At 45.0% G+C, this 25,236-nt stretch carries 25 protein-coding genes; 20 read left to right on the top strand and 5 right to left on the bottom strand.

Features of this window, described 5'->3' with window-relative positions:
• Positions 1-106 precede the first annotated feature (106 nt).
• The 3 genes from rqcH (at position 107) to QZZ22_RS00590 (ending at position 4,341) form a co-directional block, all read left to right on the top strand.
• Complete coding sequence (rqcH, locus tag QZZ22_RS00600) at positions 107-2,101, top strand: ribosome rescue protein RqcH (RefSeq protein ID WP_292461598.1); 1,995 nt, start codon at positions 107-109, stop codon at positions 2,099-2,101.
• A 70-nt stretch (positions 2,102-2,171) separates the two neighbouring features.
• Positions 2,172-3,212: an mRNA surveillance protein pelota gene (locus tag QZZ22_RS00595; RefSeq protein ID WP_292461597.1), complete on the top strand. Its 1,041-nt coding sequence runs from the start codon at positions 2,172-2,174 to the stop codon at positions 3,210-3,212.
• A 568-nt stretch (positions 3,213-3,780) separates the two neighbouring features.
• A complete protein-coding gene (locus QZZ22_RS00590) occupies positions 3,781-4,341 on the top strand; it encodes an acetate uptake transporter (RefSeq protein ID WP_292461596.1) in 561 nt (186 codons plus the stop codon).
• A gap of 59 nt (positions 4,342-4,400) precedes the next feature.
• Here the strand turns inward: QZZ22_RS00590 and QZZ22_RS00585 are convergent, their stop codons facing one another.
• Positions 4,401-5,291: a diadenylate cyclase gene (locus QZZ22_RS00585; RefSeq protein WP_292461594.1), complete on the bottom strand. Its 891-nt coding sequence runs from the start codon at positions 5,289-5,291 to the stop codon at positions 4,401-4,403.
• Between the two features lie 122 nt (positions 5,292-5,413).
• On the opposite strand from QZZ22_RS00585, the gene thpR reads away from it, so the two are divergent.
• The gene (gene thpR, locus QZZ22_RS00580; protein ID WP_292461592.1) at positions 5,414-5,956 is read left to right on the top strand and encodes an RNA 2',3'-cyclic phosphodiesterase; all 543 of its coding nucleotides are present in this window, start codon (positions 5,414-5,416) and stop codon (positions 5,954-5,956) included.
• 18 nt (positions 5,957-5,974) lie between these two features.
• Here the strand turns inward: thpR and QZZ22_RS00575 are convergent, their stop codons facing one another.
• Positions 5,975-7,000: an FAD:protein FMN transferase gene (locus QZZ22_RS00575; RefSeq protein WP_292461590.1), complete on the bottom strand. Its 1,026-nt coding sequence runs from the start codon at positions 6,998-7,000 to the stop codon at positions 5,975-5,977.
• 110 nt (positions 7,001-7,110) lie between these two features.
• On the opposite strand from QZZ22_RS00575, the gene QZZ22_RS00570 reads away from it, so the two are divergent.
• The 11 genes from QZZ22_RS00570 (at position 7,111) to QZZ22_RS00520 (ending at position 15,942) form a co-directional block, all read left to right on the top strand.
• The gene (locus tag QZZ22_RS00570; protein ID WP_292461588.1) at positions 7,111-7,524 is read left to right on the top strand and encodes a hypothetical protein; all 414 of its coding nucleotides are present in this window, start codon (positions 7,111-7,113) and stop codon (positions 7,522-7,524) included.
• A gap of 8 nt (positions 7,525-7,532) precedes the next feature.
• Positions 7,533-9,053, top strand: coding sequence for a methanogenesis multiheme c-type cytochrome (gene mmcA, locus QZZ22_RS00565; RefSeq protein ID WP_292461586.1), 1,521 nt, complete (start codon positions 7,533-7,535; stop codon positions 9,051-9,053).
• Positions 9,054-9,057: 4 nt separating this feature from the next.
• A complete protein-coding gene (gene rnfC, locus QZZ22_RS00560) occupies positions 9,058-10,404 on the top strand; it encodes an Rnf electron transport complex subunit RnfC (protein ID WP_292461584.1) in 1,347 nt (448 codons plus the stop codon).
• 1 nt (position 10,405) lies between these two features.
• Positions 10,406-11,422 (top strand): Rnf electron transport complex subunit RnfD, encoded by a 1,017-nt coding sequence (gene rnfD / locus QZZ22_RS00555; RefSeq protein ID WP_292461582.1) that lies wholly within the window; start codon positions 10,406-10,408, stop codon positions 11,420-11,422.
• A complete protein-coding gene (gene rnfG, locus QZZ22_RS00550) occupies positions 11,415-11,981 on the top strand; it encodes an Rnf electron transport complex subunit RnfG (RefSeq protein ID WP_292461580.1) in 567 nt (188 codons plus the stop codon). Before rnfD ends, rnfG begins: the two co-directional genes overlap by 8 nt.
• 9 nt (positions 11,982-11,990) lie before the next feature.
• The gene (gene rnfE, locus QZZ22_RS00545; RefSeq protein ID WP_292461578.1) at positions 11,991-12,605 is read left to right on the top strand and encodes an Rnf electron transport complex subunit RnfE; all 615 of its coding nucleotides are present in this window, start codon (positions 11,991-11,993) and stop codon (positions 12,603-12,605) included.
• A gap of 1 nt (position 12,606) precedes the next feature.
• Positions 12,607-13,194: an Rnf electron transport complex subunit RnfA gene (gene rnfA / locus QZZ22_RS00540; RefSeq protein ID WP_292461576.1), complete on the top strand. Its 588-nt coding sequence runs from the start codon at positions 12,607-12,609 to the stop codon at positions 13,192-13,194.
• Entirely contained in the window at positions 13,191-13,991 is an 801-nt protein-coding gene (gene rnfB, locus QZZ22_RS00535; RefSeq protein ID WP_292461574.1) for an Rnf electron transport complex subunit RnfB, read from the top strand. The genes rnfA and rnfB overlap by 4 nt, the downstream gene beginning before the upstream one ends.
• Positions 13,991-14,329, top strand: a complete 339-nt coding sequence (locus QZZ22_RS00530; protein WP_342765064.1) for a DUF4870 domain-containing protein — start codon at positions 13,991-13,993, stop codon at positions 14,327-14,329. Before rnfB ends, QZZ22_RS00530 begins: the two co-directional genes overlap by 1 nt.
• 138 nt (positions 14,330-14,467) lie before the next feature.
• Positions 14,468-15,424: a replication factor C small subunit gene (locus QZZ22_RS00525; RefSeq protein ID WP_292462164.1), complete on the top strand. Its 957-nt coding sequence runs from the start codon at positions 14,468-14,470 to the stop codon at positions 15,422-15,424.
• Positions 15,425-15,426: 2 nt separating this feature from the next.
• Positions 15,427-15,942: a small multi-drug export protein gene (locus tag QZZ22_RS00520; protein ID WP_292461570.1), complete on the top strand. Its 516-nt coding sequence runs from the start codon at positions 15,427-15,429 to the stop codon at positions 15,940-15,942.
• Positions 15,943-16,065: 123 nt separating this feature from the next.
• Here the strand turns inward: QZZ22_RS00520 and QZZ22_RS00515 are convergent, their stop codons facing one another.
• Positions 16,066-16,278: a histone family protein gene (locus QZZ22_RS00515; RefSeq protein WP_015053134.1), complete on the bottom strand. Its 213-nt coding sequence runs from the start codon at positions 16,276-16,278 to the stop codon at positions 16,066-16,068.
• 212 nt (positions 16,279-16,490) lie between these two features.
• The gene (locus QZZ22_RS00510) at positions 16,491-16,925 is read right to left on the bottom strand and encodes a flavodoxin domain-containing protein (RefSeq protein ID WP_292461567.1); all 435 of its coding nucleotides are present in this window, start codon (positions 16,923-16,925) and stop codon (positions 16,491-16,493) included.
• Positions 16,926-17,125: 200 nt separating this feature from the next.
• Here QZZ22_RS00510 and QZZ22_RS00505 point away from each other — a divergent pair, with 200 nt between their 5' ends.
• The 4 genes from QZZ22_RS00505 to QZZ22_RS00490 all read left to right on the top strand — a co-directional run bounded on the left by QZZ22_RS00505 (position 17,126) and on the right by QZZ22_RS00490 (position 21,738).
• Positions 17,126-18,439: a Single-stranded DNA binding protein gene (locus QZZ22_RS00505; protein WP_292461565.1), complete on the top strand. Its 1,314-nt coding sequence runs from the start codon at positions 17,126-17,128 to the stop codon at positions 18,437-18,439.
• Positions 18,432-19,313, top strand: coding sequence for a DNA-binding protein (locus QZZ22_RS00500; RefSeq protein ID WP_292461563.1), 882 nt, complete (start codon positions 18,432-18,434; stop codon positions 19,311-19,313). The genes QZZ22_RS00505 and QZZ22_RS00500 overlap by 8 nt, the downstream gene beginning before the upstream one ends.
• A 150-nt stretch (positions 19,314-19,463) precedes the next feature.
• Positions 19,464-20,054, top strand: coding sequence for a hypothetical protein (locus tag QZZ22_RS00495; protein WP_292461561.1), 591 nt, complete (start codon positions 19,464-19,466; stop codon positions 20,052-20,054).
• Between the two features lie 424 nt (positions 20,055-20,478).
• Entirely contained in the window at positions 20,479-21,738 is a 1,260-nt protein-coding gene (locus tag QZZ22_RS00490; protein WP_292461559.1) for an RNA-guided endonuclease TnpB family protein, read from the top strand.
• Positions 21,739-21,749: 11 nt separating this feature from the next.
• On the opposite strand, the gene QZZ22_RS00485 is transcribed toward QZZ22_RS00490, so the two are convergent.
• Complete coding sequence (locus tag QZZ22_RS00485; RefSeq protein ID WP_292461558.1) at positions 21,750-22,673, bottom strand: aldolase; 924 nt, start codon at positions 22,671-22,673, stop codon at positions 21,750-21,752.
• Between the two features lie 269 nt (positions 22,674-22,942).
• On the opposite strand from QZZ22_RS00485, the gene QZZ22_RS00480 reads away from it, so the two are divergent.
• The gene (locus tag QZZ22_RS00480; RefSeq protein ID WP_292461556.1) at positions 22,943-25,171 is read left to right on the top strand and encodes an amino acid permease; all 2,229 of its coding nucleotides are present in this window, start codon (positions 22,943-22,945) and stop codon (positions 25,169-25,171) included.
• Positions 25,172-25,236 lie beyond the last annotated feature (65 nt).

The raw sequence follows: 25,236 nt of genomic DNA, 5'->3' as shown, positions 1-25,236 counted from the left end.
AAATGAAACTCCCATTAAATCTTTGATTTAATGCGAGTATGAATACGGGGGTCTTCTTGCACCAGTATGATAAAACTTATAGTCTTCATTCACGTTATACTCCCCGATGAAGCAGGAAATGACAAGTGCAGATGTTGCTGCTCTGGTGTTTGAACTGAGTTCCGGAGAGAACTCAATCATCGATTCTAAGATAGGCAAGATCTACCAGCCTGTGGCCGGGGAATTGCGTATCAATCTATTCGTTTACAATAAAGGCAAGGATAACCTTGTGATCGAGGCAGGTAAACGTGCCCACCTGAGCGAGCATATAAGGCAGAGCCCAAAAATTCCCCATTCTTTCCCAATGCTTCTGAGGAAGCATATCTTTGCGGGGCGTATCACTTATGTGAGACAGTATGATTTTGACCGGATCATAGAATTCGGAATGGTTCGTGGCGGTGTTGAGACTGTGCTGGTCGCAGAGCTTTTCTCACCTGGCAACATAGTCCTGCTGGATTCGGAACGCAAGATAATCCTCCCAATGAAACCCGTGACTTTCAGGGGTAGGAGAATACGTAGTGGAGAAGTATACCAGTATCCTGAAGCCCAGCTCAGCCCGGTGGAAGCAGGTGAACAGGACCTTGCGGATGTGTTCTCTTCCTCGGATGCGGATGTAGTGCGCACTATAGCTAACAGGTTCAACCTGGGTGGTATCCTGGCCGAAGAAGTATGTTTCAGGGCCGGCATTGACAAGAGAACTGCAGCAAAGGACCTGGAACCGGAAAGCATTACACGCATTGTGGGTTCACTCAGGGAGCTGTTCTCCCCACTCCTGAAAGGCGAACTTAGCCCTTACATCGTTAAAAAGGAAATAAAAGGTGAGGTGCAGCCATTCGATGTAGCTCCTTTTGAATTGAAAACACACGAAGGTCTTGAGAAAGAATTCTTTCCCTCGTTCAACAAAGCGCTTGACGGCTTCTTCGGGAAGAGGTCGGCTGAAGAGGTCACCGAGGTCGTAGAGGCTGTTAAGAAGGAAAAGGTCGATGTTTTTGAAAGGCGCCTCAAAAAGCAGGAAGATGCTATAGAGGAATTTGGCAGGGAAGCGAAAAAGCAGGTAGATATCGCAGAGAAGATATATGCCCACTACCAGGCAATAGAAGAAGTGATCGAGGTCCTTGAGAAAGCACGACAGACTGGTTACTCATGGGATGAGATCAAGTCCATCCTCAAAGGAGCAAAAGACACTGTTCCCGCCGCAAAGAACATAAGCAGTATCGACTCAGCTACAGGCAAGATCATGCTTGACCTTGATGGCACTAAAGCAACTATAGATATCAAGCTGACAATTCCTCAGAATGCCCAGTCATATTATGAGAGGGCTAAAAAGCTGACCCGGAAAAAAGAAGGCGCTATCAGGGCTATTGAGGACACCAGGATTGCCATGCAGAAGAAAGAGAAGAAAGCTTCTGCCAGCAAACGTAAGGTGCATATGAAGAAGCACTGGTACGATCGTTTCAGGTGGTTCTTTTCTTCCGAAGGGTTCCTTGTTGTAGGGGGAAGAGATGCGGAAACCAACGAAGAGCTTGTAAAGAAATACATGGAGAAGAATGACATAGTCTTCCATACCCAGAATCCGGGTGCACCCATGACAATAGTAAAAGCCCAGGGCAAGCCGGTGACCGAACAGACGCTCATGGAAGCGGCACAGTTCGTAGTGTCTTATTCCAGCGTATGGAAATCAGGACAGTTCAGCGGGGATTGCTACTGGATATTGCCTGAGCAGGTATCAAAGACACCTGAATCGGGTGAATATGTGAAAAAGGGTGCTTTCATCATCCGCGGGGAACGCAACTACTTCCGTGATGTGCATGTTGGCATGGCAGTGGCTCTGGAACTCGGAGCGGAAACACGTGTTATGGGTGGCCCCGTATCTGCAATAAGGCAGCATGGACAGCACGTTATAGAACTGGTTCCCGGGAAGTTCAATCAGAACGATATAGCAAAAAAAGTATACAAGATGTATGTTGATACTCTTAAGGAAGTCAATTTTGTCAAGCAGATAGCTTCTCCTGACAGGATAGCCATGATGCTTCCGCCGGGAGAGTCGGACATTAAAGTATAATGTCTGGTATATCTTATTTGAGGGTGGTTAATTATATATCTTAACTAACGGGTGTTAATCGGGTATTCTTATGCGTGTCACAAACCGAAATCTTAGGGGCCGGGAAGGCGAAATATCTGTTACAGCCGAGACTCTTGATGATCTGTGGCACCTGAAGTATATAATAGAGAATGGAGATCTGGTCTTTTCCCTGACTAAAAGAAAGGCTGATACTGCAGCTGATAAGCTGAGGCCTGAGAAAGTGGAGAAAAAGAATGTCCGGCTTGGATTAAGAGTTGACGGGCTTGAGTTCCACAGATTCTCCAACAGGCTGAGGGTCCATGGAGTTATCGAGCATGGAATGGACACAGGGCAGCACCATACATTCAATGTTGAGGAGGGTACGAATCTCTCTATCATCAAAACCTGGAAAAAGGACCAGTTCGAGCGTATTGATGAAGCTGAGGCTGCTTCCAAGCGTCCCAGGGTTGTACTGGTAGCTGTTGAGGAAGGAGATGCGGATATCGGTCTTGTGCGGCATTATGGTATAGAGATGTACTCTCATATCTCCCAATCTTCTGGCAAGGGAGAAGTTTCTTTGCGGGATGTTTTCTTCCATGAGATAGTCGACCAGCTGGTGCATGCCGCTCCCGGTTCCGAGGCAATAGTTGTTGCAGGTCCGGGTTTTACAAAAGAGGACTTCATGAAGTATCTGCAGTCAAAGCAGCCGGAACTGGCTTCAAGGTCTCTGGTGGAAGATACTTCGTCCATCGGCATGTCCGGCTTCCAGGAGGTCCTCAGAAGGGGCGCTGTAGACCGTATAACCGAAGAGTCACGGATAGCTCGTGAGTCTATGCTGATGGACGAATTGCTCCGCGAAATAGCTACATCCGGCAAAGTCGCGTATGGAATTGACGAGGTGAAGGTCGCTCAGGACTATGGGTCTATAGGTACCCTGCTGGTAGCTGACGAGTTCCTTCGTGAAGAAAGAGAAAAAGGCGATATTGATTCCTTCCTCCAATCTGTCGAGCATTCACAGGGAAGGATTGTTATTTTTAGCACGATATTCGAACCCGGTCACAAACTTCTTGCACTAGGGGGTATTGCTGCCCTCCTGCGATTCAAGATATGATCGGCAGTATCTACCAATTTTTATTGTCGAATACTATCGGGAAAATCGTCACCAAGAACTCCCGGTCCAGGTGGTTTCTGGGATATTGGAACTTAAGCATTTAATTGATTCTACTTAATAAACTTTTCGGAGGGGTTGTGCACGACTCGTTCACAAGTGCTGGCAAAGTGCAAATCTTAATATGTATATTTGTTATGTAATATTATATTTTCATCATATGGTGTTCATTATTGCTTCTTTTTTAAAATAAGTGCGCAAATACCTTTTATATATTTATAACTCCTCTTTTATGCTCTTAAAACTAAAATAAAGCTTCAACTCGGACTTTCACTTTTCATCATAATCATAAATGATATATACTACTTTATCAAAGTCCTTATCAGGAGGTGTAAATGGTAGCATTGGTGATAGATACTTAGCAATACTAATGAAAGTGTTATAGTAATAATGTTTACAGGTCGTTCTTTTTGGAGACCTTTGATGTCAGTTATATCGGGATTGTTATTAGACCCGGATTATCAATAAACGATAATAATTATCGAAAAATATGTTAGGGAAGTGATTAACTATGGATGGAGAAGTAATTATAAAAGACACAACCGCAAGCCCGGCACCACTAGGTTTCTTTGGTCTCGGATTTGCAGCTACATTCCTCGGATTATTGGTCATGGGAATATTTGATGATGCTGTAATGGTAGTTTCAACAGCAATATTCCTGGGTGGTTTTGCTCAGTTGTTTGCCAGTATTGAACTCTGGAAGAAAGGCGACACATTTGGTGCATCTGCATTCGGTGCATTTGCTCTGTTCTGGTTCTCCTGGGCGTTCATTCAGATAGCCACAACAATAGGCATATTTGGTGGCGTAATGCCTGCCATGAGCGCATCTGCAGGTTTCTGGTACCTTATAGTATGGGGCATCATTGCAACTCTGCTGACAATCGTAACCTTTAAGATTGGTGTAAAGGCAATAATCGTGACCTTTATATTGCTGGACCTTACTTTCTTCAGCATCGCTCTGGTTGGCGGAATGGTTGCAGGTATCATTACCCTTCTGCTGGGTCTTGCTTCACTCTATACCGCGATCGCATTGATCATGGACGAAGTCGGCAAGATAAAGCTGCCATACTAAAAGAGGATCACTAAAAACATGTTACCGGCTATATGCCGGTAATAATATCTTTTTTAAGCTTACTTTCCCTGAGTTATGGGATTGCAGCACTTTGCCCTTTCTGTGGACTCTATGGACATAAGTTCCTTACCGTCCATGTAAACGTGAATGACTCCGCCGGATTCTGAGACTGTGATTGCTATTGAGACAGTGTCTCTGGTTATGGCGGCTGCAGATACATGTCGTCCTCCAAGGCCCTTGTCCAGTCTGATTTCCTTGGCATCCACATCAAGATATCTTCCTGCAGCTTCTATCTTTCCACCTTCGGAAATTACAAAGACACCATCAAGTTGTGCAAATTCTTTTACAGACTCCCAATTGTTACGGTTCAGGATATCTCTGTCTTCTTCTATGTGGCCTGCATAAGGGTTAAGTATTATCTGGTGTGAGCGAAGCATTACCTCTTCATCATCTCCCAGGATGAACGCTGTACCTACCTGTTTCCCTTCACGTCCCGTATTGGCAACATCAAATGCTATTTTGAGTGCTGCCTGCATCACATCCGGAGAAACTCGCTCCTCACATGTTTTTAAGGCTTTGACCAAAGGGTTCTCGCCCAAGTTATGAACAATTATGGCACTGGAATCAGCAGTTTCGATTATTCCTACAACCAGTCCTTCCTTAAGTTCCCCAAGCATGAGCTCTATGGCAGATATGTTCTCCACGTGGTCTACTGTTCCGGTGGCTTGTTGTGATATTCTGTCTGCTATCTCTTTTATCTTATCATCTTTGCCTTTACTTGAAGCAACAAGATGATCTATTATACTTCTTGTACGTCGGGATGTAAAGAAAACAGGTACATTTGTCCTGACATCGTTCAGGTCGACACCACCGGAAACAATAATGGCTGTTGACTCCAATTCTTCTGCGAGCCTTATCGCCGCTTTTACAACTGACCTGGTATTGTCCATTTTCCCCTCTGTGATGTCGGTTTAAATCTGTAATATATAATATCTCTCATTATAAATAAAAACTTGTCTGCCAGCGTCACTAATTTAAATCTGGGCATCAAATGATAAATGGTGATGTTTTGATGAGAACTTTTATTGCGGTGGATCTTCCAGAGGAGTTTCACTCAAAACTCGCAAATATCCAGGCCAGATTTGATGGGTTCAAGTTCAAGTTTGTAGACCCTGCCCTGGTACATATTACAATGAAGTTCCTGGGTGAAGTGCCCGAGGAGAAGATTGGTGATATCTCAAGAGCCCTTGATGGGATTAGTTGTGTTCCTTTTGAAATATCCGTTCATACCCTGGGTGTGTTCCCCAAGCCGAAGTTCGCAAAGGTTATCTGGATTGGTTGCGAAGGAAATTTTGAGGAATTACACCGGTTGATCGAGACTTCTTTATCATCTTTCGGCTTTAACCAAGACCCTCATGATTTCACTGCGCATGCAACATTGGCAAGAGTAAAATATCTTCCAAAAAAGAAAAAAGAGGATTTCCTTCATCTGCTTGAAGAGCTGAAGGACATTGAACTTGGTACCATGCAGGTGAACACTATCAGGCTCAAGAAAAGTACACTCACTCCAGAGGGTCCGGTCTACGAAACATTGCACGAGGTCCGGCTAAAGTAACCAACTTCGTTCCTGAAGCTATTCCTGTTTCTCGTATTGTGAGAACCCGCTGGAGCGGATTATCTCTCTATCTTCTGTAATAATAAGGCATTCCACTCCTTCCAGTTTCTCGATCATCTCCATGCCATCCTTCTCACCCAATACAAATAATGCCGTTGCAAAGGCGTCGGCATCCATTGCGGTGCCTGCTATTACGGTTGCACTGATCAGGCCATGTGAAGGGTATCCTGTGCGTGGGTCCGATATATGCGAGACCCTGGCTGTTTCGTTGAAATAACGCTCATAGTTTCCGCTGGTTGCAACTGCCATATCCTCCAGATCCATAACAGCAACAACATCGTCGCTCTTTTCGGGATTCTGTAGTCCTACTTGCCAGGGAATGCCGCCTTCCTTGTGACCGATGTATCTACCGTCGCCCCCTGCATTAACAAACCCGGCTTCGACTTTGTCTTCAATAAGTGATTCTACTGCCAGGTCCACAGCATATCCCTTAGCTATTCCCCCAAGAGTCAGCATCATGTTTTCTTCAAGGGTGATGTTGTTGTTATCTATCCTTATGGCTGAATAGTTTACAAGCCTGAGCGTCTCGTTAATCTCATCTCCCGCAGGTGCGGTGTATGTGCCTCCCGGGCTGAATTTACTTTTCCAGAGGTCGAGTAATGGGAGTATGGAGATATCAAAGGCTCCCTGGCTAGCCTCTGAGTAGTACCTGGATCTATCAACTACGTATACCAGGTCCGGATTTGTATCTGTGATATAGCCTTGTCGGTTCAGCAGGCTCAATTCACTGTTGTTGTCGTAGGTGTCCATCAGGTCATCTACGTACTCTATACGTTCAAAGGCCTTATCGATGGATTCATGAGCTTTTATCTCATTCGGGCCAAGTACCGTGACAGTCACAGTAGTATCCATTATACTTCTGGTACTTGTGTAGGTGCTCAGGGATTCCTCCTGGATGCCTGTCCCTGCAAAAGGTGCATTATTCATAATTAATATTGATAAGATGGCCACTATCATGACAATGGCAACTGTTTTATACTTCATACCGTATGAAAAGATATAATTAATATATATGCACAACGGTACAGTAAACTCAATCGAGTTTTTGGCATATCGATATTTGTTATACGGTTTATCTGCAGGAAGTAATCGCAATGAATAGCCCCGAAGTAAAAACAGGCACAGGTGGCAGTTCCAGTAAGGACAGGTACCTCATTGTTGCCCTTCATCAATTAATGGAAGAATACGGCTGGAGAGGTATTGAGAAGCATTTCGCTTCTTCAAAGCATACTATCATATATATCAAGCCGGATTCGTCCCTTGATAAGATTGAGCTTAGAGCCAATGTCCTTGGTAATCATATGGATGTGGATTTTTTAGGTTTCACTCCGGAAAAGGGACTGCTGGATAAAGTATTTGACTTCAATGTACGAGTTGTCCGTAAATCGTTTGAGACCAGCACATATGTGTCGGATGAAATGAAAATCACCAACGAGCAGAATTTGCGCAATACGGTCATCATTGTTCTCAAACAACTCGAGGAAGCTGCTGAAAAGAAAGGACAGTGAGGTTGTTTATGTCTAAATTGAACATGGTTTTAATCGCAATCCTTGTTTTTATGTTTGCCTCAGCCGGAGTATATGCGTATGTCGGCTACAGTGGTAACGATGCAATGGCTGTTCATTATATGACACAGCAGGAATGGTCGGATAGCTCCTGCGAAGGCTGCCATATTGGTATGTACGATGAAGTTTCCGAGTCATACCATGTGCAGCAGCAGAATCTGGCCCAATGGGCCTCCATACTGGAATATGGTGTCGCTGCTGACAACATTGAAGGTGAGGCTCTGGCAACCACATATGGCCAGGTACACCCTGGCGGTGGATATATGGCAGAATATGGCCTTGACATCGACTGTATGGTATGCCACGAGCAGAATGGCCTTTACGATTTCCATGCACGTGCAGATGCAATAAGTGCAGGTAATTTTGAAATAGCTACCGATGCTGCCCTTGATGAGGCAAGATTGCATGCACAGCAAAGTCCCCTGTATGTACTGAGTTATATGCTCGATGTACTTACACCACTTCCCATTGTAACAGAAATACATGATCATGTGAATGGTGCTCCCCGAAATGACCTGTGTGCAAACTGCCATGTGAGCGAAGTTTCCACGTCAGCGGTCACCACAACAGCAGTCACATGGACTTCCCCGGACCATTCCCAGTATGATGTTCACGCGAACGTTAGCTGTTATGAATGCCATGCTACCGAGGATCACCAGATCGGCCGCGAAGACCTGCTTAATGTCCCCGAGGAGATGCACGAGGCATTCGAAGGAGAGGTAATGAGCTGTGATTCAGTTGGCTGCCACGCTGGCATATCTCATGGAGCAATGGTTGACGGGCACCTTGCAACCGTTACATGTGAATCCTGTCATATACCTGCACTTCCTGGTGGAGAAATATCCGGCGAATATCCGATCAGCGAATTTAGCTGGGCAAACGGTGTGCAAGAAGTAGTGACCCATGATTCTCAGTTCACTCCCACTCTGGCATGGTACAACGGCACTTATTATGACAGGCTTCCTGTTAATAGCAGCAGGGATGCAGATAATGCCATGTTAAGGCCTTTCAATATAATAACAGGCATCTGGTGGGATGCAGGTACAGATCCTGCAGTAGCTGCTGACCTTAATAACAGTTCGGCTGTAGGCAATCCTATCCTGCCTGTACATGTGCAGGGTGCGGACGCGGACAATAATGGCAATGTCACAGTCGAAGAAATACGTTCATTCGATGCAGACGGTGATGGTGAAGCAGATTATCCCAATGCTGTTCTCAGGCAGGTGGAGATGTACTTCCCGGTAAGCCATAATGTAGCAAGTTCCACAAGGGGGCTCGCAGAACCCCTCGGGTGTGCTGACTGCCATGGCGTCACAGCAAATGCTATCGATTGGGAAACCCTTGGGTTTGAGACCGATCCTGCAGGAGCTGATAACGATCTCAGTGGGACGGGTATCGATGTGAGCATTCCGGGACAGAGGCCAGCTGAAGTAGAACGAGAGCCAGTGTTAGGTAATTTACTCAGGAGCTGATGGTGTGGAAAGTAAAAGATTGAAGACGATCCCGGAAAAAGTAATCATTCCCTTAAAGCAGCACAATGGTGTTGCATGTAAACCGCTTGTAAATAAAGGTGACCAGGTTCTTATTGGCCAGAAGATAGGAGAGTCTGTCTCCTATTATTCTTCAGATGTGCATTCAAGTGTATGCGGGGAAGTACTAGCTATTGAAAACGCTCCTAATCCTGACGGAAATAAAGTTTTAAGTGTAATCATAAAGGCGGTCGATTCAGAGGAAACGGTAGCTTTCGTACCTGCCAATAATCCCTCCCAGAAAGACCTGATCGCCATAATACAGGGTGCCGGTATTGTGGAACATTACGGTGCTCCTACACACACAGTGCTTAAACCTGAAGGGAAGAAGATCGACCTTGTGCTTATAAATGCCACAGCTTCCGAGTGGATTGGTGGCAAGTATGCAACCCCCACGGAATATGCGTCCCAGATGATGGATGCACTGAAACTTCTGATGAAAGCTTCAGGAGCTTTAAAGGGTGCTATCATCGTCAGGAAGGATGATAATGATTCCATTGAAGCTTTCGAAGGTGTGAAGGTAGATGGCAAAGCCCTGCGGGTAGCGCCACTTCTGGGCACACGCCGTCTTGGTCACTACTTCAAAGATCAGGGCTCCAATATCGTTGTAGCTTCCCAGGAGCGGATACTTGGCAGGAATATCCTTAATTTCTTCACTTACAACGTGACAGGCCGTAAAGTGGCACTTGGTTGTAACCCTACGGATGTGGGTGTTGCTGTATGTGGTGTCAAATCCGCAAAGGCTCTTTATGATGCTGTCCATGAAGGAAAGCCGTATTATGAAACAGTTATAAGCATGGAAGGCGCTGTGAACTGCCCTGAATTAATATTTGTAAGAATAGGCACGCCTTTCAAGGATATTATCAGTGAATGCACTTTCAACGGGGAGATTGGCAAGATAATTGCGAACGGCGTTATTACCGGAATCGCACAGTATACTGATGAGGTTCCTGTTACCAAGGGAACCACCAGGATCACCCTGCTCACAAAAGAACAGGTCCTTCGTGACGAATCTTTGGATTGCATCCACTGTGCACGATGTGTGGATGCTTGCCCGGTTTCTCTTCTTCCTACCAGGCTCCATGTGCTTGCAGAGCAGGGTCGTTTTGACGAATGCCGACAGATGCATATCCAGTTCTGTATCGAGTGCGGAAGATGTTCATTTGCCTGCCCTTCGAAGATACATATACTGCAGCTGATAAGGTATGCAAAGAATGCAATAGAACAAGCCTACGAGGATGCTACACCAAAAGAATCTTCCAATCTGAAGCTTGGATGCTGCGGAGGTGAGTAACATGGATTACACGATTTCAGCTCCACCACATATAAAATCAAAATTTAGTTTCAGCTCTATCAATAGGGCTAAGATATTGGCCCTTATTCCTGTAAGCCTTGCGTCTGTATACTTCTTCGGTATGCCAGCCCTTGGGATCATACTTGCAGCCTCGCTTGCTGCGGTTGCAACAGAATACAGCATACAGAGAATTTTTAAGAAGAAAGTAACCATAATGGATGGCCATGCTGCACTTATCGGACTTATGTTCGCACTGCTGACTCCACCCGAAGCACCTATATGGATACCGATCTTTGGAGCTTTCTTTGCCATAGCTATCGGTAAACATGCATTTGGCGGTATTGGCTCATATATATTCAATCCCGTGCTGGTCGCCTGGGTATTTGTCAGGAGTGCCTGGGGAGACTTTATGACTCCTGCATCGATACCGAGTCTGGGACAACTATCGGATCTCGTACTTGAGAATGGTGCAGGATTGCTTGTGGATGTGTCTCCCATACTATTGCTTAGTGGCGTGTATCTTGTATATAAAAAATATATCGAATGGAGAGTGCCTCTTGTCTTTGCCCTTACTGTGTTCTTCTTCAACCAGACAGTCGCTTTCTTATCCGCAGTGATAGGCCTTATCCAGGAAGGCGTGTTAAACCCGCTGATGTATCTGTCGACAATGTTCATTTTCCTTGAGGTGACAGACGAACTATCGTATGTGATGGTGGGTATTGTTTTCTTTGGTATTCTTTTCCTTGCCACTGACACTCCAACTACCCCTGTTACAAAGAACGGTCGCCTTATCTATGGTTTCGCCTGTGGCCTGCTGGTATCTATCTATGGTTACTTCGGGAATTATGTGGATGGGACAATCTATGGGATCTTCCTTGCAAATGCCATAGCCGCATACATTGAGACAAAAACGCTACCTGCAATGTTTGGCCATGAGTCCCTGCTTGAGCGGTCTTACAAGCGTATAATGAAAAGAATTCCACCGTCCTTGAAATACGAGGTGATCTCAGATGAGTGAATCTAATAAGGACACTGTAGTTGTCATAGGGAAACTCGTCCTTATATCTGTTGTCGCAGCTCTGCTGCTAGCAATTACCTACATTCCCACACAGCAGCAGCTAGAACTTAATGTGATAGCTGCTCAGAAGGCCATTCTGGCAGAACTCGTTCCAGGGGCAGACAACTTCGATCCAGTAGAAGGGCCGGCAAATGCTGAGGGAGAAAGGGAAGTACTCTACTACCGTGCAGTGGATGAATCGGGCAATATCGTTGCATATGCTTTCTTCCAGAGGCAACAAGGATCCCAGAGTATGATTGTGGTGGCAGGAGCTGTAGATTCCTCCTTCTCTAATGTGTTGGGGATGGATGTGTTAAGCCACGAGGAAACTCCGGGTTTGGGTGCAAAGATCACAACCCCCGCTTTCCAGAACCAGTTCAGGGGAGTTCCCCTGCAGCAACTGGCTCTGTCAAGGTCAGGAGGGTCAATTGATGCTATTACCGGAGCTACGATTTCTTCTCAGGCCGTGGTAAATGCATTGAACACGAAAATCAATCAGGTCAAAGCGGCAGAGGCTTAGGTGATAAAAATGAACGTATTTAGTGAATTCATGCGTGGAATTACAAGGGACAACCCGATATTTGGACTTGTACTGGGTCTCTGTCCAACACTGGCTGTTACAACTTCAGTTGAGAATGCAATTGGTATGTCTGCAGGCACGGCTTTTGTGCTGGTATGCTCCAATATATTCATTTCAGCCATGAGGAAACAGATTCCTTCAGCCGTCAGACTTCCCATATTCATTATAATTATAGCCACTTTCGTGTCTATTGTGAGAATGATAATGGAGGCCTATGTGCCTTCAATGTATACGGCTTTAGGAGTTTTCATTCCGCTTATAGTCGTCAACTGTATCATAATCGGACGTGCAGAAGCATATGCTAATAAAAACAGCATATTTCCCTCTTTCATAGATGCGCTTGGTATCAGCACAGGTTTTTTGCTTGTGTTGATGGTTATAGGGGGGATACGTGAGATTCTTGGAACCGGGCAGATAGTTAGTTTTGGCTACACGTTGTTATCACTTCCGGTAAATCCTGCCGTGACAACCATGATATTGCCACCGGGTGCATTCCTTACAATAGGCATCCTCATGGCTGTAGTTAACTATCAGAGGGCTAAAAAGAGAGCAAAAGGTGGTTAAAATGGTAGAAAAAGCTTTATTTGCGATATTTCTGGAAGGTGTGTTCATCAAGAACTTCCTGATCATCCAGTTCCTTGGTCTTTGCTCCTTCGTGGGAGTCACCAAAGATGTCAAGAGTGCGGCAGGAATGTCTGGTGCTGTTATCTTCGTTATGGCAATGGCATCTACGGCATCCTATCTGCTCTACACCTATATTCTGGTGCCTACAGAAATGACATTTCTTGATCTGATAAGTTTCATCGTTGTCATTGCGGCGCTTGTCCAGCTTGTGGAATTCGTGGTCAGGAAAAATATTCCCTCTCTGTATCGTTCACTGGGTATCTATCTTCCGCTGATCACAACCAACTGTGCGGTGCTTGGTGTGGTATTGCTGAACGTACAGTCACAATATAATTTTATGCAGAGCGTAGTGTTTGGCATCTCTGCTGGTGTGGGTTATACGATAGTCATGCTGATGATGGCTTCGATAAGGGAGCGTTCAACATTTGTAAGCATTCCTTCTTCCATCAGGGGACTCCCTCAAGCATTCCTTATTGCTACAATGCTCTCACTTGCATTTGTTAATTACTTCTGGGTGATACCAATATGAATGATACCACTACCTTCCTCATCGAGTCGATGGCCATCCTTGGGGGCCTTGGTCTTGCAGTAGGCCTGATGCTTATATTTGCATCGAAGAAATTCAAGGTTGAAACCAATCCGCTGGTTGAGGAGATAATAAGTGTCCTTCCTGGTGTCAACTGTGGTGCATGCGGTTACGCAGGATGCAGCGACTTTGCTGAACGCGTGGTCAATGAGAATGCCCCAATCACCGGTTGCCCTGTGGGAGGCTTTGACGTTGCAAAAGAAATAGGCGGAATCATGGGACAGGAAGTCGCCGAGGGTGAGAAACAATATCCTTTCATCAAGTGTCATGGAGGTCTCAACTGCGTTGACCGTTTTGAGTATGTCGGATTTGAGGATTGCAAAGCGGTTATGATGCTATCTGACGGCGAAAAGGGTTGCAGCTATGGATGCATGGGCCGCGGTACTTGTGTGCGTGCATGTCCTTTTGATGCACTTTACATCGGAGATGACAGGCTCCCTCATGTGAACAAGAATCTCTGTACAAGCTGCGGACTATGCATATCTTCATGCCCGAATGATATCCTTGTATTTGCAAAGGAATCCGAGAGAGTGCATGTGCGTTGTGTCTCTCACGATAAAGGTAAAGCTGTGAAAGAAGTCTGTGCTGTAGGATGCATAGGCTGCAAGATATGCGAGAAGAACTGCCCCGAGCAGGCCATCACTGTAACTGATTTCCTTGCTGTGATAGATCAGGACAAGTGTACAGCTTGTGGAATATGTGTGGAGAAGTGCCCGCAGAATACCATTGAAACGAGGTGATGTCCGTGACTTACGATACAAAACTGGGTATTGAAGAGAATAAGGTTGCAGCATTAAGTTATGTAGGGCTATGGGTATCGGCTATAATTCTCCTGCTGATCGAGAGGGAGAACAAGTTTGTCAGGTTCCATGCCATGCAATCGCTTCTGGTATTCCTGCCACTGTCCTTGCTGGTATTCTTCATAGCATGGGTGCCGTATGTAGGCTGGGTACTGGCTGATTTCATAGGTTTCCCTGCGATGTTCCTTGTGATCCTGTTTGCATTCCTGGCTTACAGGGGAATGAAGTTCAAGATACCTTTCATTGGCAGATACGCTTACAGGCTTATCTACGGTTAAGGCATCTCTTTTAACGGGTAATGCTGGATGGAGCATCACCCCTGCTCTATTTTTCATATATTTCAGCTTACGAAAGGTTAAAAAACAACGTTCACATATACATGTCAAACACTATCTTTTTCTGCCGGAGGGTTAGAAATAAAAGAAGAGATATGGATTGAGAAATACAGGCCCTTTAAGCTTGATGATGTGGTCGGCCAGACTGAAACGGTTGAAAGGTTAAAATCCTATATAAAGACCCGAAACCTGCCGCATCTTCTGTTCTCCGGACCTCCTGGTGTTGGTAAGACTGCAACTTCAGTGTCCATAGCGCGTGAACTCTTTGGAGAATCATGGCGTGAGAACTTCACAGAACTGAATGCTTCGGATGAGCGAGGGATAGATGTCGTCAGAACAAAGATAAAGAACTTTGCGAAAACAACTCCTATAGGAGGCGCAGACTTCAAGATAATCTTCCTTGATGAAGCCGATGCATTGACCTCCGATGCCCAGTCAGCCCTCAGGCGCACCATGGAGCGTTACACTAACAACTGCCGTTTTATCCTTTCATGCAATTACTCCTCCAAGATAATTGAGCCCATACAATCACGATGTGCCGTATACAGGTTCCGCCCTCTTTCCGATGAGGCGGTTGCAGGACGCGTGCGTTTTGTAGCCCGGAACGAAGGTCTTGATATAGCCGAGGACGGCGTGGATGCTATCAAGTATGTTGCTCAGGGCGATATGAGAAAAGCTATCAACTCGCTCCAGGCAGCTGCGCTCATTACTGATACTATCCATAGGGATGCTATCTACAAGATAACAGCCACTGCCCGCCCTGAGCAGGTCCGTGAGCTCATCGAAACCGCTCTCTCAGGTAACTTTACAGCGGCAAGAAAGCATCTGGATGTTTTCCTGCTTGAGCAGGGACTTTCAGGTGAGGATGTTATTGGTCAGGTATATCGGGCTATCTTTGAAATTAACATTCCTGAGAAAAAGATGGTCGAACTCATAGATGTCATAGGAGAGATCGATTTCAGACTTACTGAAGGTGCAAACGAGCGCATCCAGCTGGAATCACTGCTGGCTCATTTCGCACTATCCGGAAAGGAATAATCATGTCACTGGAAGTGCAGTTACTTGAGCTGCTCAGCAGTGTGCCTCCATGGCTTTCCACCATCATAATAAGCTGCCTTCCAGTATTCGAGCTGAGAGGTGCCATTCCTATAGCTCTGGGGGTCTATGGCCTGCCTCCCTCCAGTGCTTATTTGCTGGCGGTCTTTGGGAACATGCTTCCTGTCATCCCTTTACTCTTATTCCTTGAACCGGTTTCCACACAATTGCGTCGCTATCCTATATTTGACCGATTCTTCACCTGGCTTTTTGGCCGGACCCATCGAAACCACTCCGGGAGGTTTGAGAAGTATGGCATTCTGGCACTCACTATTTTTGTAGCTGTGCCCCTTCCGGTCACCGGTGCATGGACTGGGTGTGCTGCAGCATTTGTATTTGGGATACAATTCAAGCATGCCTTCCCCGCAATACTGGCAGGTGTCATGATAGCAGGCATAATTGTCAGCATAGTTACGCTGACAGGTATAAGCCTTTTCGATCTTTTCCTTATGCGCTACTGAAAAGTGTGCGGATATGTGGTACAAAGAGCCGATCAAATTAGAATGGGGTTTTAGAGCTAATTTGATCTTTCAATGAATGGAATATGAATATTTAAAAAATTGCTTAATACGAAAATATGGGGATTACTTGCCCAGCATTTCCCGGGCGAGTTTGATATCTTCAGCCTTGACTGTTTTGCGGCCTGCATGCTCGGCCAGCTTTATAGCTTCTCTGGAAACCTCTAAACCGTAAGATTCCAGCATTTCAGTAAGAGCCATTGCTGCTGATTCACTGACTCTCTGTGCGCCAGCGTTCCTTATTACTCTTTCAATGGGTGCAAATGGTATTATTGTCATAAATATGCCTCAATAAAACTTACATCTTCTAATAAAGCATTCTATATATGTTAATTGGTAAATAAGGTATATAAATATGTTTAAATTCTCAAATCATTCCGGCAACAGCATTAAATATGCTTTCTGATTCCGGATAAACTGATCAAGTATCATGCATTGCATTTTCCCCTGAAATGCGTGGAAATATCCGGAAATTCGGGAACGGAAATAATTTACCTGTTCTTCACCCTCTCTGCCAGGTCTTTTCCCAAGCGGTTACATTCAAAAAGATCCTTCTCGGTGGGAGTGTACTGTATCCTTAACACAGGGTCAATAACCTCTACTCCTGCGCTACGCAGTTTTTCTGCTATCTTTACCGGTGCCTCTCCGCTCCATCCATAGGAGCCAAAAGCAGCTCCTATCTTTCCATCAACACCCACCTCTATTATCCTGTCAATGAACTTTGCAATAGGGTCAAGCATGGTATAATAAAATGTAGATGAACCAACAGCTATGGCATCATAATCTTCTATCTCTGCAGGGTCCCATTCATGAAAATTATTGACCTTTACTTCAACATGGCGTTCCCTGGCTCCTTCTGCGATGGCCTCAGCCATCATCTGTGTATTTCCCTGGGTACTAAGGTAGACGATTGCAAGTTTTGGCATGTAAGTTCCTCCTGCGTGGAGATATGTAGGGTCAACAAACAATGATTCACTCCACACAGAAAATGAGGTATGATAGTTGATATACCTTTCTTTTACTGCTTTCAAAACTGAAAGGTTTGTCAGCGGGTTATATTTATTGCTGATGGCCCTATTTTGTTAATGACCTTCTAGTACTACCTTCATTTATACGGAGGCTATCTATGGATGAGAGAATCGCGCCCCATGTAGAGGAAATAAGCAGGGCGCTTGGAAACAGATATACAGAGGAAATAAGAGTTGAACTGGAAAAGCTCTTGCAGTTCAAGGTCCCGCTCGATGAGGCAAAAAAGACTATCCTGAACAGGTTTATGTCAAAATCCCCGGCATCTGTCCAGGTAAAGGATCTCATGAGCGGAATGAACAGTTTTGATATCAAGGGCCGCATTATCAGCATCGAGAAAAGGACTGTCACTGTACAGGGAGAGCAGAGGAGTGTTTTTACCGGCTCTTTCGGAGATGGGACTGGTATCTGCTCTTTTACGTGCTGGGATGACATGTCGCTTAAGATCGGAGATGCTGTCCGGATAAAGAATGCATACACGCGGCTGTGGAACAACCGCCCCGAGCTTTACTTTGGCAAACGTTCGCAGATCGATAAGCTCCCGGATGATCTGGTACCGGGCATAGAGGAGATGTCCCACAGGAATCTCAAGAAACTTCAGGATATAGCTCCTGCTGATGTGGTGGCAAATTCTATTGTGGTCATAGTTGAGATGTACCACCGGGATGTCCCGATGAAGGGCAAATTACTGACAATAACTGAAGGTGTCATTGCAGACGAGACTGCAAAGCTTCCCTTTACTTCGTGGACACCGCTCAAAGGTGCGGATATCGGGAGCTTCATTCGGTTTGAAGGTGCAACAGTCCGGATATTCCGGGGACTACCTTCCATTAATTTTGGAGAGAGCACGGCTGTCGAGCTGATATCGCAGCCTGAGGACCTGCCTTTCTCGCTGGAATCCGTAAGCAAGGCATCAGATTCTGTTCCCATTGGTAAGGTGCTTGAGAAGAGCGGTATATTCGATGTAACTGTAGCTGGGAATATTATTTCAGTCAGGCCTGGTTCCGGGATGATCGATCGTTGTCCCGTATGCAACAGGGTGACCCAGAAAGCAAATTGCAGGGCTCATGGTTCAGTTGACTGTGTGTCTGACATGCGCATAAAGTTCATCCTTGATGATGGGACCGGCTCCCTCCATGTGATGCTTAACTGTGAGTTGTCAGAAGTGGTTTACGGAAAGAGTATGTATGAAGCAGAAAAGATGGCCCGGGAGTCCATTTCCAAAGAGGTTGTCTACGATGACATGAAAAGAGTTCTGACAGGGAAGTATATTGTTGTCAGGGGCAACTCCTCCAGGAATGAATTTGGTGTCACTCTGGTTGCAAAGTCGGTCTGGTACCCGGATACATCCCTTAAGGAACGCATAAGCTCTTTGCTTGAAAGAATTGAAGGAAAGGTGATTGATGGTGGCTGAAAGAGAGATGGCCCACAGGGTATTTGCCAGGGAGTTCAATGACTCCAGATTCCAGATAAGCTCCGGCTCGGAGGTTACCAGCCCGACGGACCTGCATGCCCCCAATTTCCTTGTAACAACGGCGGGTGCAAAGGTGAATCGTCTTTTCATAGCCGGAGTCATAACAGAAGTAGAGGATATCGGAAGCCTGAAAGGAGGAGAAAAGGAGCTATGGAGGGCGAGGGTGTCGGACCCCACAGGCACATTTACCGTGTACTCGGGGAATTTCCAGCCGGAAACATCGGTGTTCCTATCGACAGTTGAAGTCCCTTCTTTCGTGACCATTGTCGGAAAGGTCCGTTCGTATGAGCCGGGAGATGGCTCGGTTTTTGTCTCATTGCGTCCTGAGGAGATCAATCACGCTGATGAGGATACTCGCAATAGATGGATGGTTGATACTGCAGAACTAACGCTTGACCGACTGGATGTCTTTGAAGAGGCTCTTTCATCAGGTCTCAGTGGAATGGAACTGTTCGACCACCTCTCGCTGAAGAACGTGCCGTCACATGTTGCAGAAGGGGTATGCATGGCTCTGGACTTCTATCGCACCGACAGAACTTACCTCCGGAACATGAGAGAGCAGATACGGGATGCTCTTCTATCCATTGAAAGCAGTCTGTCTGCAGTGTCAGGTGACCTTTTTGATACTGAAGGATTTATCATGGATCTCCTGCAGGAGATGAATGGTGGAAAAGGCATGGAATATGCCGAGTTGCTCCAGGAAGCAAGTTCAAAGAACATTCCGACAGGATCAGTTGAACATACCGTACGCAAGCTCCTTTCAGACGGCCATATATACGAGCCCAGGGTAGGTTTCTTCAGGGCTATTACCTGAAAGACCTGTCTTCTTTAGCTGGTGTGAAGGCCGATATTGATATAGTGTAAGGTGTTATTATATGCGCTATACTTAAATATGGACAAATATTAATTGTGACAGTACAAGACTACAATTTAACTATTGATACGGATAAATGCGAGGTAGATCATGCAGCGTGATGAGATCATAGAACAGGTCAGCTGTTGTATTAAGAATATGAACGGTGTAGGGGATATCCTTGTCCTCACCGATCAGGACCGTGAGATTATCAGGGAACTGGAAAAGAAGGCCGATCAGATGACCCTGATGGGTCTTGGGATAGGCGATAACAAAGGTGTAAAACAGGTCCTTGAAAATGATGTAATATTTGCGTTCACGACCGATATGAATTTCAAATGGCCTGCAGGACCAAATGTAATCCTTATGCATCATGGTTGTGTGGTCGGCGAGGATGTGGATGACGAGCAGAAACTGGAAGAACTCAAAAACTGCAAAACCAATCTTATAATAGGAAATATCGTACTTTTCGATACAGGTGTTCTTAAAAAGATGGATGGTAAAAAAGATCCGCTGGTTGTAGTGATGCCTCCGAAGCCATGCCCTGAAGTGGATGATGTCCCAGAAGTGTGCAATGCAACACTAGCTTCTCCATCCCCTCCGAGTGATGAATATATGAAGGAGAGAATGGGCCTTAAGAATATACATGGCACCGGCACTTTCATGCTGGGTTTTGATTTCGAGTGCGCATGTAATCAGTAATCTCAATATTTCCGGGATTTTTACTCCCGGAAGTTTCTATTTTCTCCATTTTCCTATTTCTGCGCTCGTTGTCATGTTCTGTAAGTCTGGCATTCATTTGCTGGCCTGCCTTTTTTCTATCCTGGTTACTCAGGAAAACCTGAAAATCTTCAAAGCACACAGCACCAGCTCAAGTTGTATCTGATTCAGGAGCCAGAAAATACATGAATAAAAATGATGGGGTTAATAAAAAGGCTACAAGTGGCCTCTTTTATCAGCGTGAAGCAAGAAGACCCCCGGTTTTAACCTCCATTAAATCTTCGATTTGATGGGAGTTCCATTTCTATGAAATGAAACAGGTGGATGAATTGCGTCCCAAACAAAAAAAGCATATACCCCATGCAAACATGTACATAATTAACTAATTCTCAATTAAGTGGTTTGAATGAAAAAGGGTAATGTATATCGAATCTATCCAAACAGAGGACAAAGCGCTTTGTTAGAGCAACATTTTGGAGCTGCTCGATTCGTATACAATCATTCTCTTTCGATCAAGAATCTGATGCATGGAAAGTTCAGAGTAAACGTTACGGAAGTAGATCTTAATAACCATCTTATTTCCCTCAAGGAAACGTTTCCCTGGTTAAAATATATTAATTCTCAATCATTGCAACAAGCCAACCGGAATTTGTTGACGGGATTCAAGAACTTCTTTGAAGGAAATGGTTCCTACCCAACCTGGAAAAGTAAGAAAGACAACCATTTCTCATTTCAGATTCCTCAAAACTATCAGATCAACCTGACTTCCTCTCAAATATATCTCCCAAAAATAGGTTGGATGAAAATCATTCTTCATCGGGATTTTCTGAGCAAGGAATTCATTGAGAATAGCCTTGTGACAAAGGAAGTTAACGGAGAAATTATCCTTGACCAGAAATTGAACAAGGAATTCAAGGTTCTCAAAACATTGACTGTTTCCAGGACATCGGCTGGAAGATATCACGTAAGTATTCTTATCGAAGACCATGCACCTTATCCTGAACCTGAATTATTTACTGAGGAGACAACAGTTGGAATCGATGTCGGGATTAAGACCTTTGCTGTTCTCTCAACAGGAGAAGAAATTGAAAATCCCAAGTTCCTGAAAAGGTCATTAAAAAAACTCGTCAAATTACAGAGGAGTGTATCCAGAAAACCGAAAGGTTCAAAGAACAGGAAAAAAGCTGTTGTCAAATTAGCAAAACATCATCAGTTGATAGCTAACCAGAGAAACGATTTCCAGCATAAGGTCTCAGCAATGATAATTCGCGAAAGTCAAGCCATTGTGATAGAAGACCTGAATGTAAAAGGAATGGTTAGAAATCATTGTTTAGCTCAAAGCATCAGTGATGTTGGTTGGTCTGGATTTGTGGACAAGTTGATCTACAAGGCAGAATGGTTTGGCAAAACTATCCTGAAGATAGGTCGGTTTGATGCATCCTCTAAATTGTGTAATGTCTGTGGATACAAGTTCAAGGAATTAACTCTTGATATCAGGGAATGGAAATGTCCAGCATGTAAAACATTGCATGACAGAGACATCAATGCATCTATCAACAGCAAGAAAATAGCATTGAGTAACTTAAACACCGCAGGAACTGTGGGAAGAGCCTATGGACTCACTGGCACAAGTCAGGGGAACGAAGTAGGAAGCCACCGGTTTTAACCGGTGGTAGTTCACTTACCCTTGTATATCTGCAGTGCCTCTTCCACCGACGCATCCTCGATCGTTATTGCATAGACGGCATTGCACATCCTTATAGCTTCATCAAGTGGTCTCTGGTGGATATTCCTGCCAGTTGCATTTCCCTGGGCACCGCTGATGTGTATCTGTTTGTACAGCTTTTTCAGGAATGGTTCACATTCATCACTGGAACCACCCGCACAGACAACTTTTGTCCTTCCGGCGGCTAATACAGCCTCTTTGAATGCCTCTTCAGACTTCTGTCCTTCCTTCTTCGGGTAGTTGACTTTCACAAAGTCCGCGTTAAGGGTTGCCCCGACTCCTGTAGCACCTGCTATAAGATGTGGGTCTTTCTCATCTTCCACTGCTGCTCCCCGGGGGTATATCCAGAGGACTGTGATAAGGCCATACCTGTGTGACTCGTATATGAGCTGAGCTGCCTGGTTCAGCATATCAGCCTCAAACTCGCTTCCAAGGTATATGGTGTACCCGACACCAAGTATCCTGAGCCCGCTGTTGTCACGGAATTCAGCTACCTGCTTGGCATCGTACCACAGGTTGCTGAATGGATCCATCTGCTCTGTTTCCACAAGGTTGGACTTGGAATTGACCTTGACAAGATAGGGTACGTCCGGATAATCCATCCCATATCTTGCAATAAGGCCAAGTTGGGTAGCGAAAACACCAATCTTGCCCTGGGATGCTATCCTGAAAAGGTGTTCAGGGTCATTATCATCAGTCGGGATGTCTTTGCCAAAGAAATCATCGTTCAGGTGCTCAACTTTCTGATCACCTGCAAAGAGCATCATCCTTCCAGTCCCTTTGGTTATTTCCATATAGTTCTTTAAGTAGGTTGCACGCGCAGTCAGCGGCACATCTAAAGGTATCCTTACATCTTCTTCACTGATTGAGACCATTCTTATCACCCATGCTCGAGAATTCTGTTCATATATACTTTTTCTTGCGTAAGTAACCATTAATCATGTTTTTCTATTTTAAATATTGTGTGAGAACCTGAAATCCTCTGCATGGAAGGCAAGTGAAAATAGTGACTTTTTTATACTTATTTGACTACTTACTTGATTACTTAATTATCATTCGTTACTGGTGTTTTCAGCAGAAAACCAAATCTTACTCCCCTACTTTCTTAGCATCGGTGTAATAATTTGACCACATGAGGTATTTAATGGGTACGATCAGAACCACAGAAAGACTTGGACGCAGTCTGGGTTTCTTTCAGACCTTTGCCATCGGGACAGGCACCATGATAGGAGCGGGCATATTTATATTGCCCGGGATAGCAATATCCGCAGCCGGTCCGGCAGCTATACTATCTTTCCTTTTTGGCGGCATCATATCAATGGCAACTGCCATAAGCATGGCTGAACTGGCCACCGGCATGCCCCGGGCGGGTGGCAGTTATTATTTCATTAGCAGGGCGATGGGTGCAGCCTTTGGTGCGGTCATCGGTTTAGGAGCATGGCTTGCACTTGTCTTTAAAGGTTCTTTTGCGCTGATCGGACTGGCAGATTATCTTTTTGTGCTGATACCAATACCTATCATAATCACTGCTACTGCTGCAGGGCTGTTATTATTGTTCATAAATTACCGCGGTGCACGAAGCAGCGGCTCACTGCAGAATGTGATTGTTATCTTTCTGCTTCTCATACTGGCTGTGTTCATCGTAAAAGGCTTGTTTTTATTTGACCCTCAAAAGTTTACCCCATTCATGCCATATGGATACAGCTCAGTATTCTCTACAACAGGGCTTATTTTTATATCCTATCTTGGAATAACGCAACTTGCAGCGATATCCGAGGAAGTTAAGGACCCATCCCGGAATCTCCCCCGTGCTCTTATCGCTTCAGTAGGTGTCGTCACTCTGATTTATGTGGGAGTGATGGTAGTTGTAAGCGGAGCCTTAACACTGGAGCAATCTATAAGCACCTTTACTCCTCTTGTTGACGTTGCCGTCATAATGAGTGGAGATCTCGGTAAAGTACTGATAGTTATAGCTGGTATACTTGCCACTGTCTCTACGGCTAACGCTGCAATACTTTCCTCTTCCCGATTTCCTTTTGCCATGGGTCGGGATGATCTAATACCGAATTGGTTTGTCAAGATACATGAGAAGCATGATACTCCATATCGTGCTATCCTGGTCACAGGGTTTGTAATGATCTCCCTTCTGGTATTGTTCAATGTGGAGCAACTGGCAAAACTTGGAAGCACTTTCAATATCCTCATATTTGTACTTATCAATTCCTCGGTAATACTCCTGAGGAACAGATCGCTCGAAGAATATAAACCTGTTTTCCGTGACCCCTTTTTTCCTTATACTCAGGTAATAGGCATCATTTTCAGTATTGCACTGTTGCCTACTATGGGGATGCTTCCTATGGTTTTTGCATTGTTTGTCATTTTCATAGGGATGACTTGGTACAAGTACTATGGAAAAGGAAAAGCTTTTCCCAAATATGATATCTTCGATGTACTGGAAAACAACATCCAACCTGTACCACTTGAGTCCGGTTCTAAGATCAAGATACTTGTCCCGATAGCAAACCCAAAACATGAAATGGACCTGCTGTATCTTGCCGACAACCTTGGTGACCAGATAATAGGTCTTAGCGTTATCAAAGTTCCTCAACAGACCAGTTTAACAGCAGCTCAGGAAGCATTTCACGAGAACAGGCTCATGATGGATGGTCTTCTCAGGGAAAGGTTCGAAAAGTTTCCCATTATTGTAGGCCATGAGAGGGAGTACATAATAGCTTTTGACCACAGCATCACAAATTCCATTATGGAGCAAGCTGAACTGGAAAAAGTCGATTTCATAATTATTGGGTGGCATGAGATGAACCGCTTTCATCCCTCTCTTGGAACTGTTGCAAACCAGGTACTCTCCGTTGCAAAAAACAATACTGTTGTGCTGAAGGGATATCTCCCAGGGAAGGTGGGACGCATAGTCGTTGCCTATAACGGGAAAGAAAACTCTAGCTATGGTTTGCATCTTGCCAGGAGATTGTCAAAGAGTACCGGTGTACCGCTGCATGTGTTGAGGGTGATAAAACCGAATCTTGCGGGGGATACGAAAGTTTCTGTTCACCGTGATCTTGAGGGACTTGCCGGGGATACTTCTATGGCGCCTATTACTTATCATGTGAAGGAACACTTCTCGGCTGAGAACGCAGTACTTGAGTTCCTTACGGAAGACGATCTTCTGATAATAGGTGACTCCAGCAGCAGGTTCAAGTTCTCTTTGATCGGTAATCTGCCTTATGTGCTGGCCAAGGGGTATAAAGGTCCTGTACTCATCATAAAGAAGCATAAACCGCTCTCTTCAGAAGGCGTCAATAATATGCTGCTTAAGAAGCTGAACAAACTTAAACTTTACATACGAGGTTTCCAGTGAGCTGTAATGCTGTATGCGCTCTCTTCATGGCGTTTATGGTGAGTAAGAATACTTTCACCATGCTT

The organism is Methanolobus sp., from assembly GCF_016278365.1.
Classification (GTDB): domain Archaea; phylum Halobacteriota; class Methanosarcinia; order Methanosarcinales; family Methanosarcinaceae; genus Methanolobus.
The sequence above is the reverse complement of the archived record's forward strand: the minus strand, read 5'-3'. Positions and strand labels throughout refer to the sequence as shown.

Bases quoted from the DNA above. Each gene is read 5' to 3' on its own strand.
- rqcH (WP_292461598.1), top strand. From the start codon at position 107: ATGAAGCAGGAAATGACAAGTGCAGATGTTGCTGCTCTGGTGTTTGAA.
- QZZ22_RS00595 (WP_292461597.1), top strand. From the start codon at position 2,172: ATGCGTGTCACAAACCGAAATCTTAGGGGCCGGGAAGGCGAAATATCT.
- QZZ22_RS00590 (WP_292461596.1), top strand. From the start codon at position 3,781: ATGGATGGAGAAGTAATTATAAAAGACACAACCGCAAGCCCGGCACCA.
- QZZ22_RS00585 (WP_292461594.1), bottom strand. From the start codon at position 5,291: ATGGACAATACCAGGTCAGTTGTAAAAGCGGCGATAAGGCTCGCAGAA.
- thpR (WP_292461592.1), top strand. From the start codon at position 5,414: ATGAGAACTTTTATTGCGGTGGATCTTCCAGAGGAGTTTCACTCAAAA.
- QZZ22_RS00575 (WP_292461590.1), bottom strand. From the start codon at position 7,000: ATGAAGTATAAAACAGTTGCCATTGTCATGATAGTGGCCATCTTATCA.
- QZZ22_RS00570 (WP_292461588.1), top strand. From the start codon at position 7,111: ATGAATAGCCCCGAAGTAAAAACAGGCACAGGTGGCAGTTCCAGTAAG.
- mmcA (WP_292461586.1), top strand. From the start codon at position 7,533: ATGTCTAAATTGAACATGGTTTTAATCGCAATCCTTGTTTTTATGTTT.
- rnfD (WP_292461582.1), top strand. From the start codon at position 10,406: ATGGATTACACGATTTCAGCTCCACCACATATAAAATCAAAATTTAGT.
- rnfG (WP_292461580.1), top strand. From the start codon at position 11,415: ATGAGTGAATCTAATAAGGACACTGTAGTTGTCATAGGGAAACTCGTC.
- rnfE (WP_292461578.1), top strand. From the start codon at position 11,991: ATGAACGTATTTAGTGAATTCATGCGTGGAATTACAAGGGACAACCCG.
- rnfA (WP_292461576.1), top strand. From the start codon at position 12,607: ATGGTAGAAAAAGCTTTATTTGCGATATTTCTGGAAGGTGTGTTCATC.
- rnfB (WP_292461574.1), top strand. From the start codon at position 13,191: ATGAATGATACCACTACCTTCCTCATCGAGTCGATGGCCATCCTTGGG.
- QZZ22_RS00530 (WP_342765064.1), top strand. From the start codon at position 13,991: ATGTCCGTGACTTACGATACAAAACTGGGTATTGAAGAGAATAAGGTT.
- QZZ22_RS00520 (WP_292461570.1), top strand. From the start codon at position 15,427: ATGTCACTGGAAGTGCAGTTACTTGAGCTGCTCAGCAGTGTGCCTCCA.
- QZZ22_RS00515 (WP_015053134.1), bottom strand. From the start codon at position 16,278: ATGACAATAATACCATTTGCACCCATTGAAAGAGTAATAAGGAACGCT.
- QZZ22_RS00510 (WP_292461567.1), bottom strand. From the start codon at position 16,925: ATGCCAAAACTTGCAATCGTCTACCTTAGTACCCAGGGAAATACACAG.
- QZZ22_RS00505 (WP_292461565.1), top strand. From the start codon at position 17,126: ATGGATGAGAGAATCGCGCCCCATGTAGAGGAAATAAGCAGGGCGCTT.
- QZZ22_RS00495 (WP_292461561.1), top strand. From the start codon at position 19,464: ATGCAGCGTGATGAGATCATAGAACAGGTCAGCTGTTGTATTAAGAAT.
- QZZ22_RS00490 (WP_292461559.1), top strand. From the start codon at position 20,479: ATGAAAAAGGGTAATGTATATCGAATCTATCCAAACAGAGGACAAAGC.
- QZZ22_RS00485 (WP_292461558.1), bottom strand. From the start codon at position 22,673: ATGGTCTCAATCAGTGAAGAAGATGTAAGGATACCTTTAGATGTGCCG.
- QZZ22_RS00480 (WP_292461556.1), top strand. From the start codon at position 22,943: ATGGGTACGATCAGAACCACAGAAAGACTTGGACGCAGTCTGGGTTTC.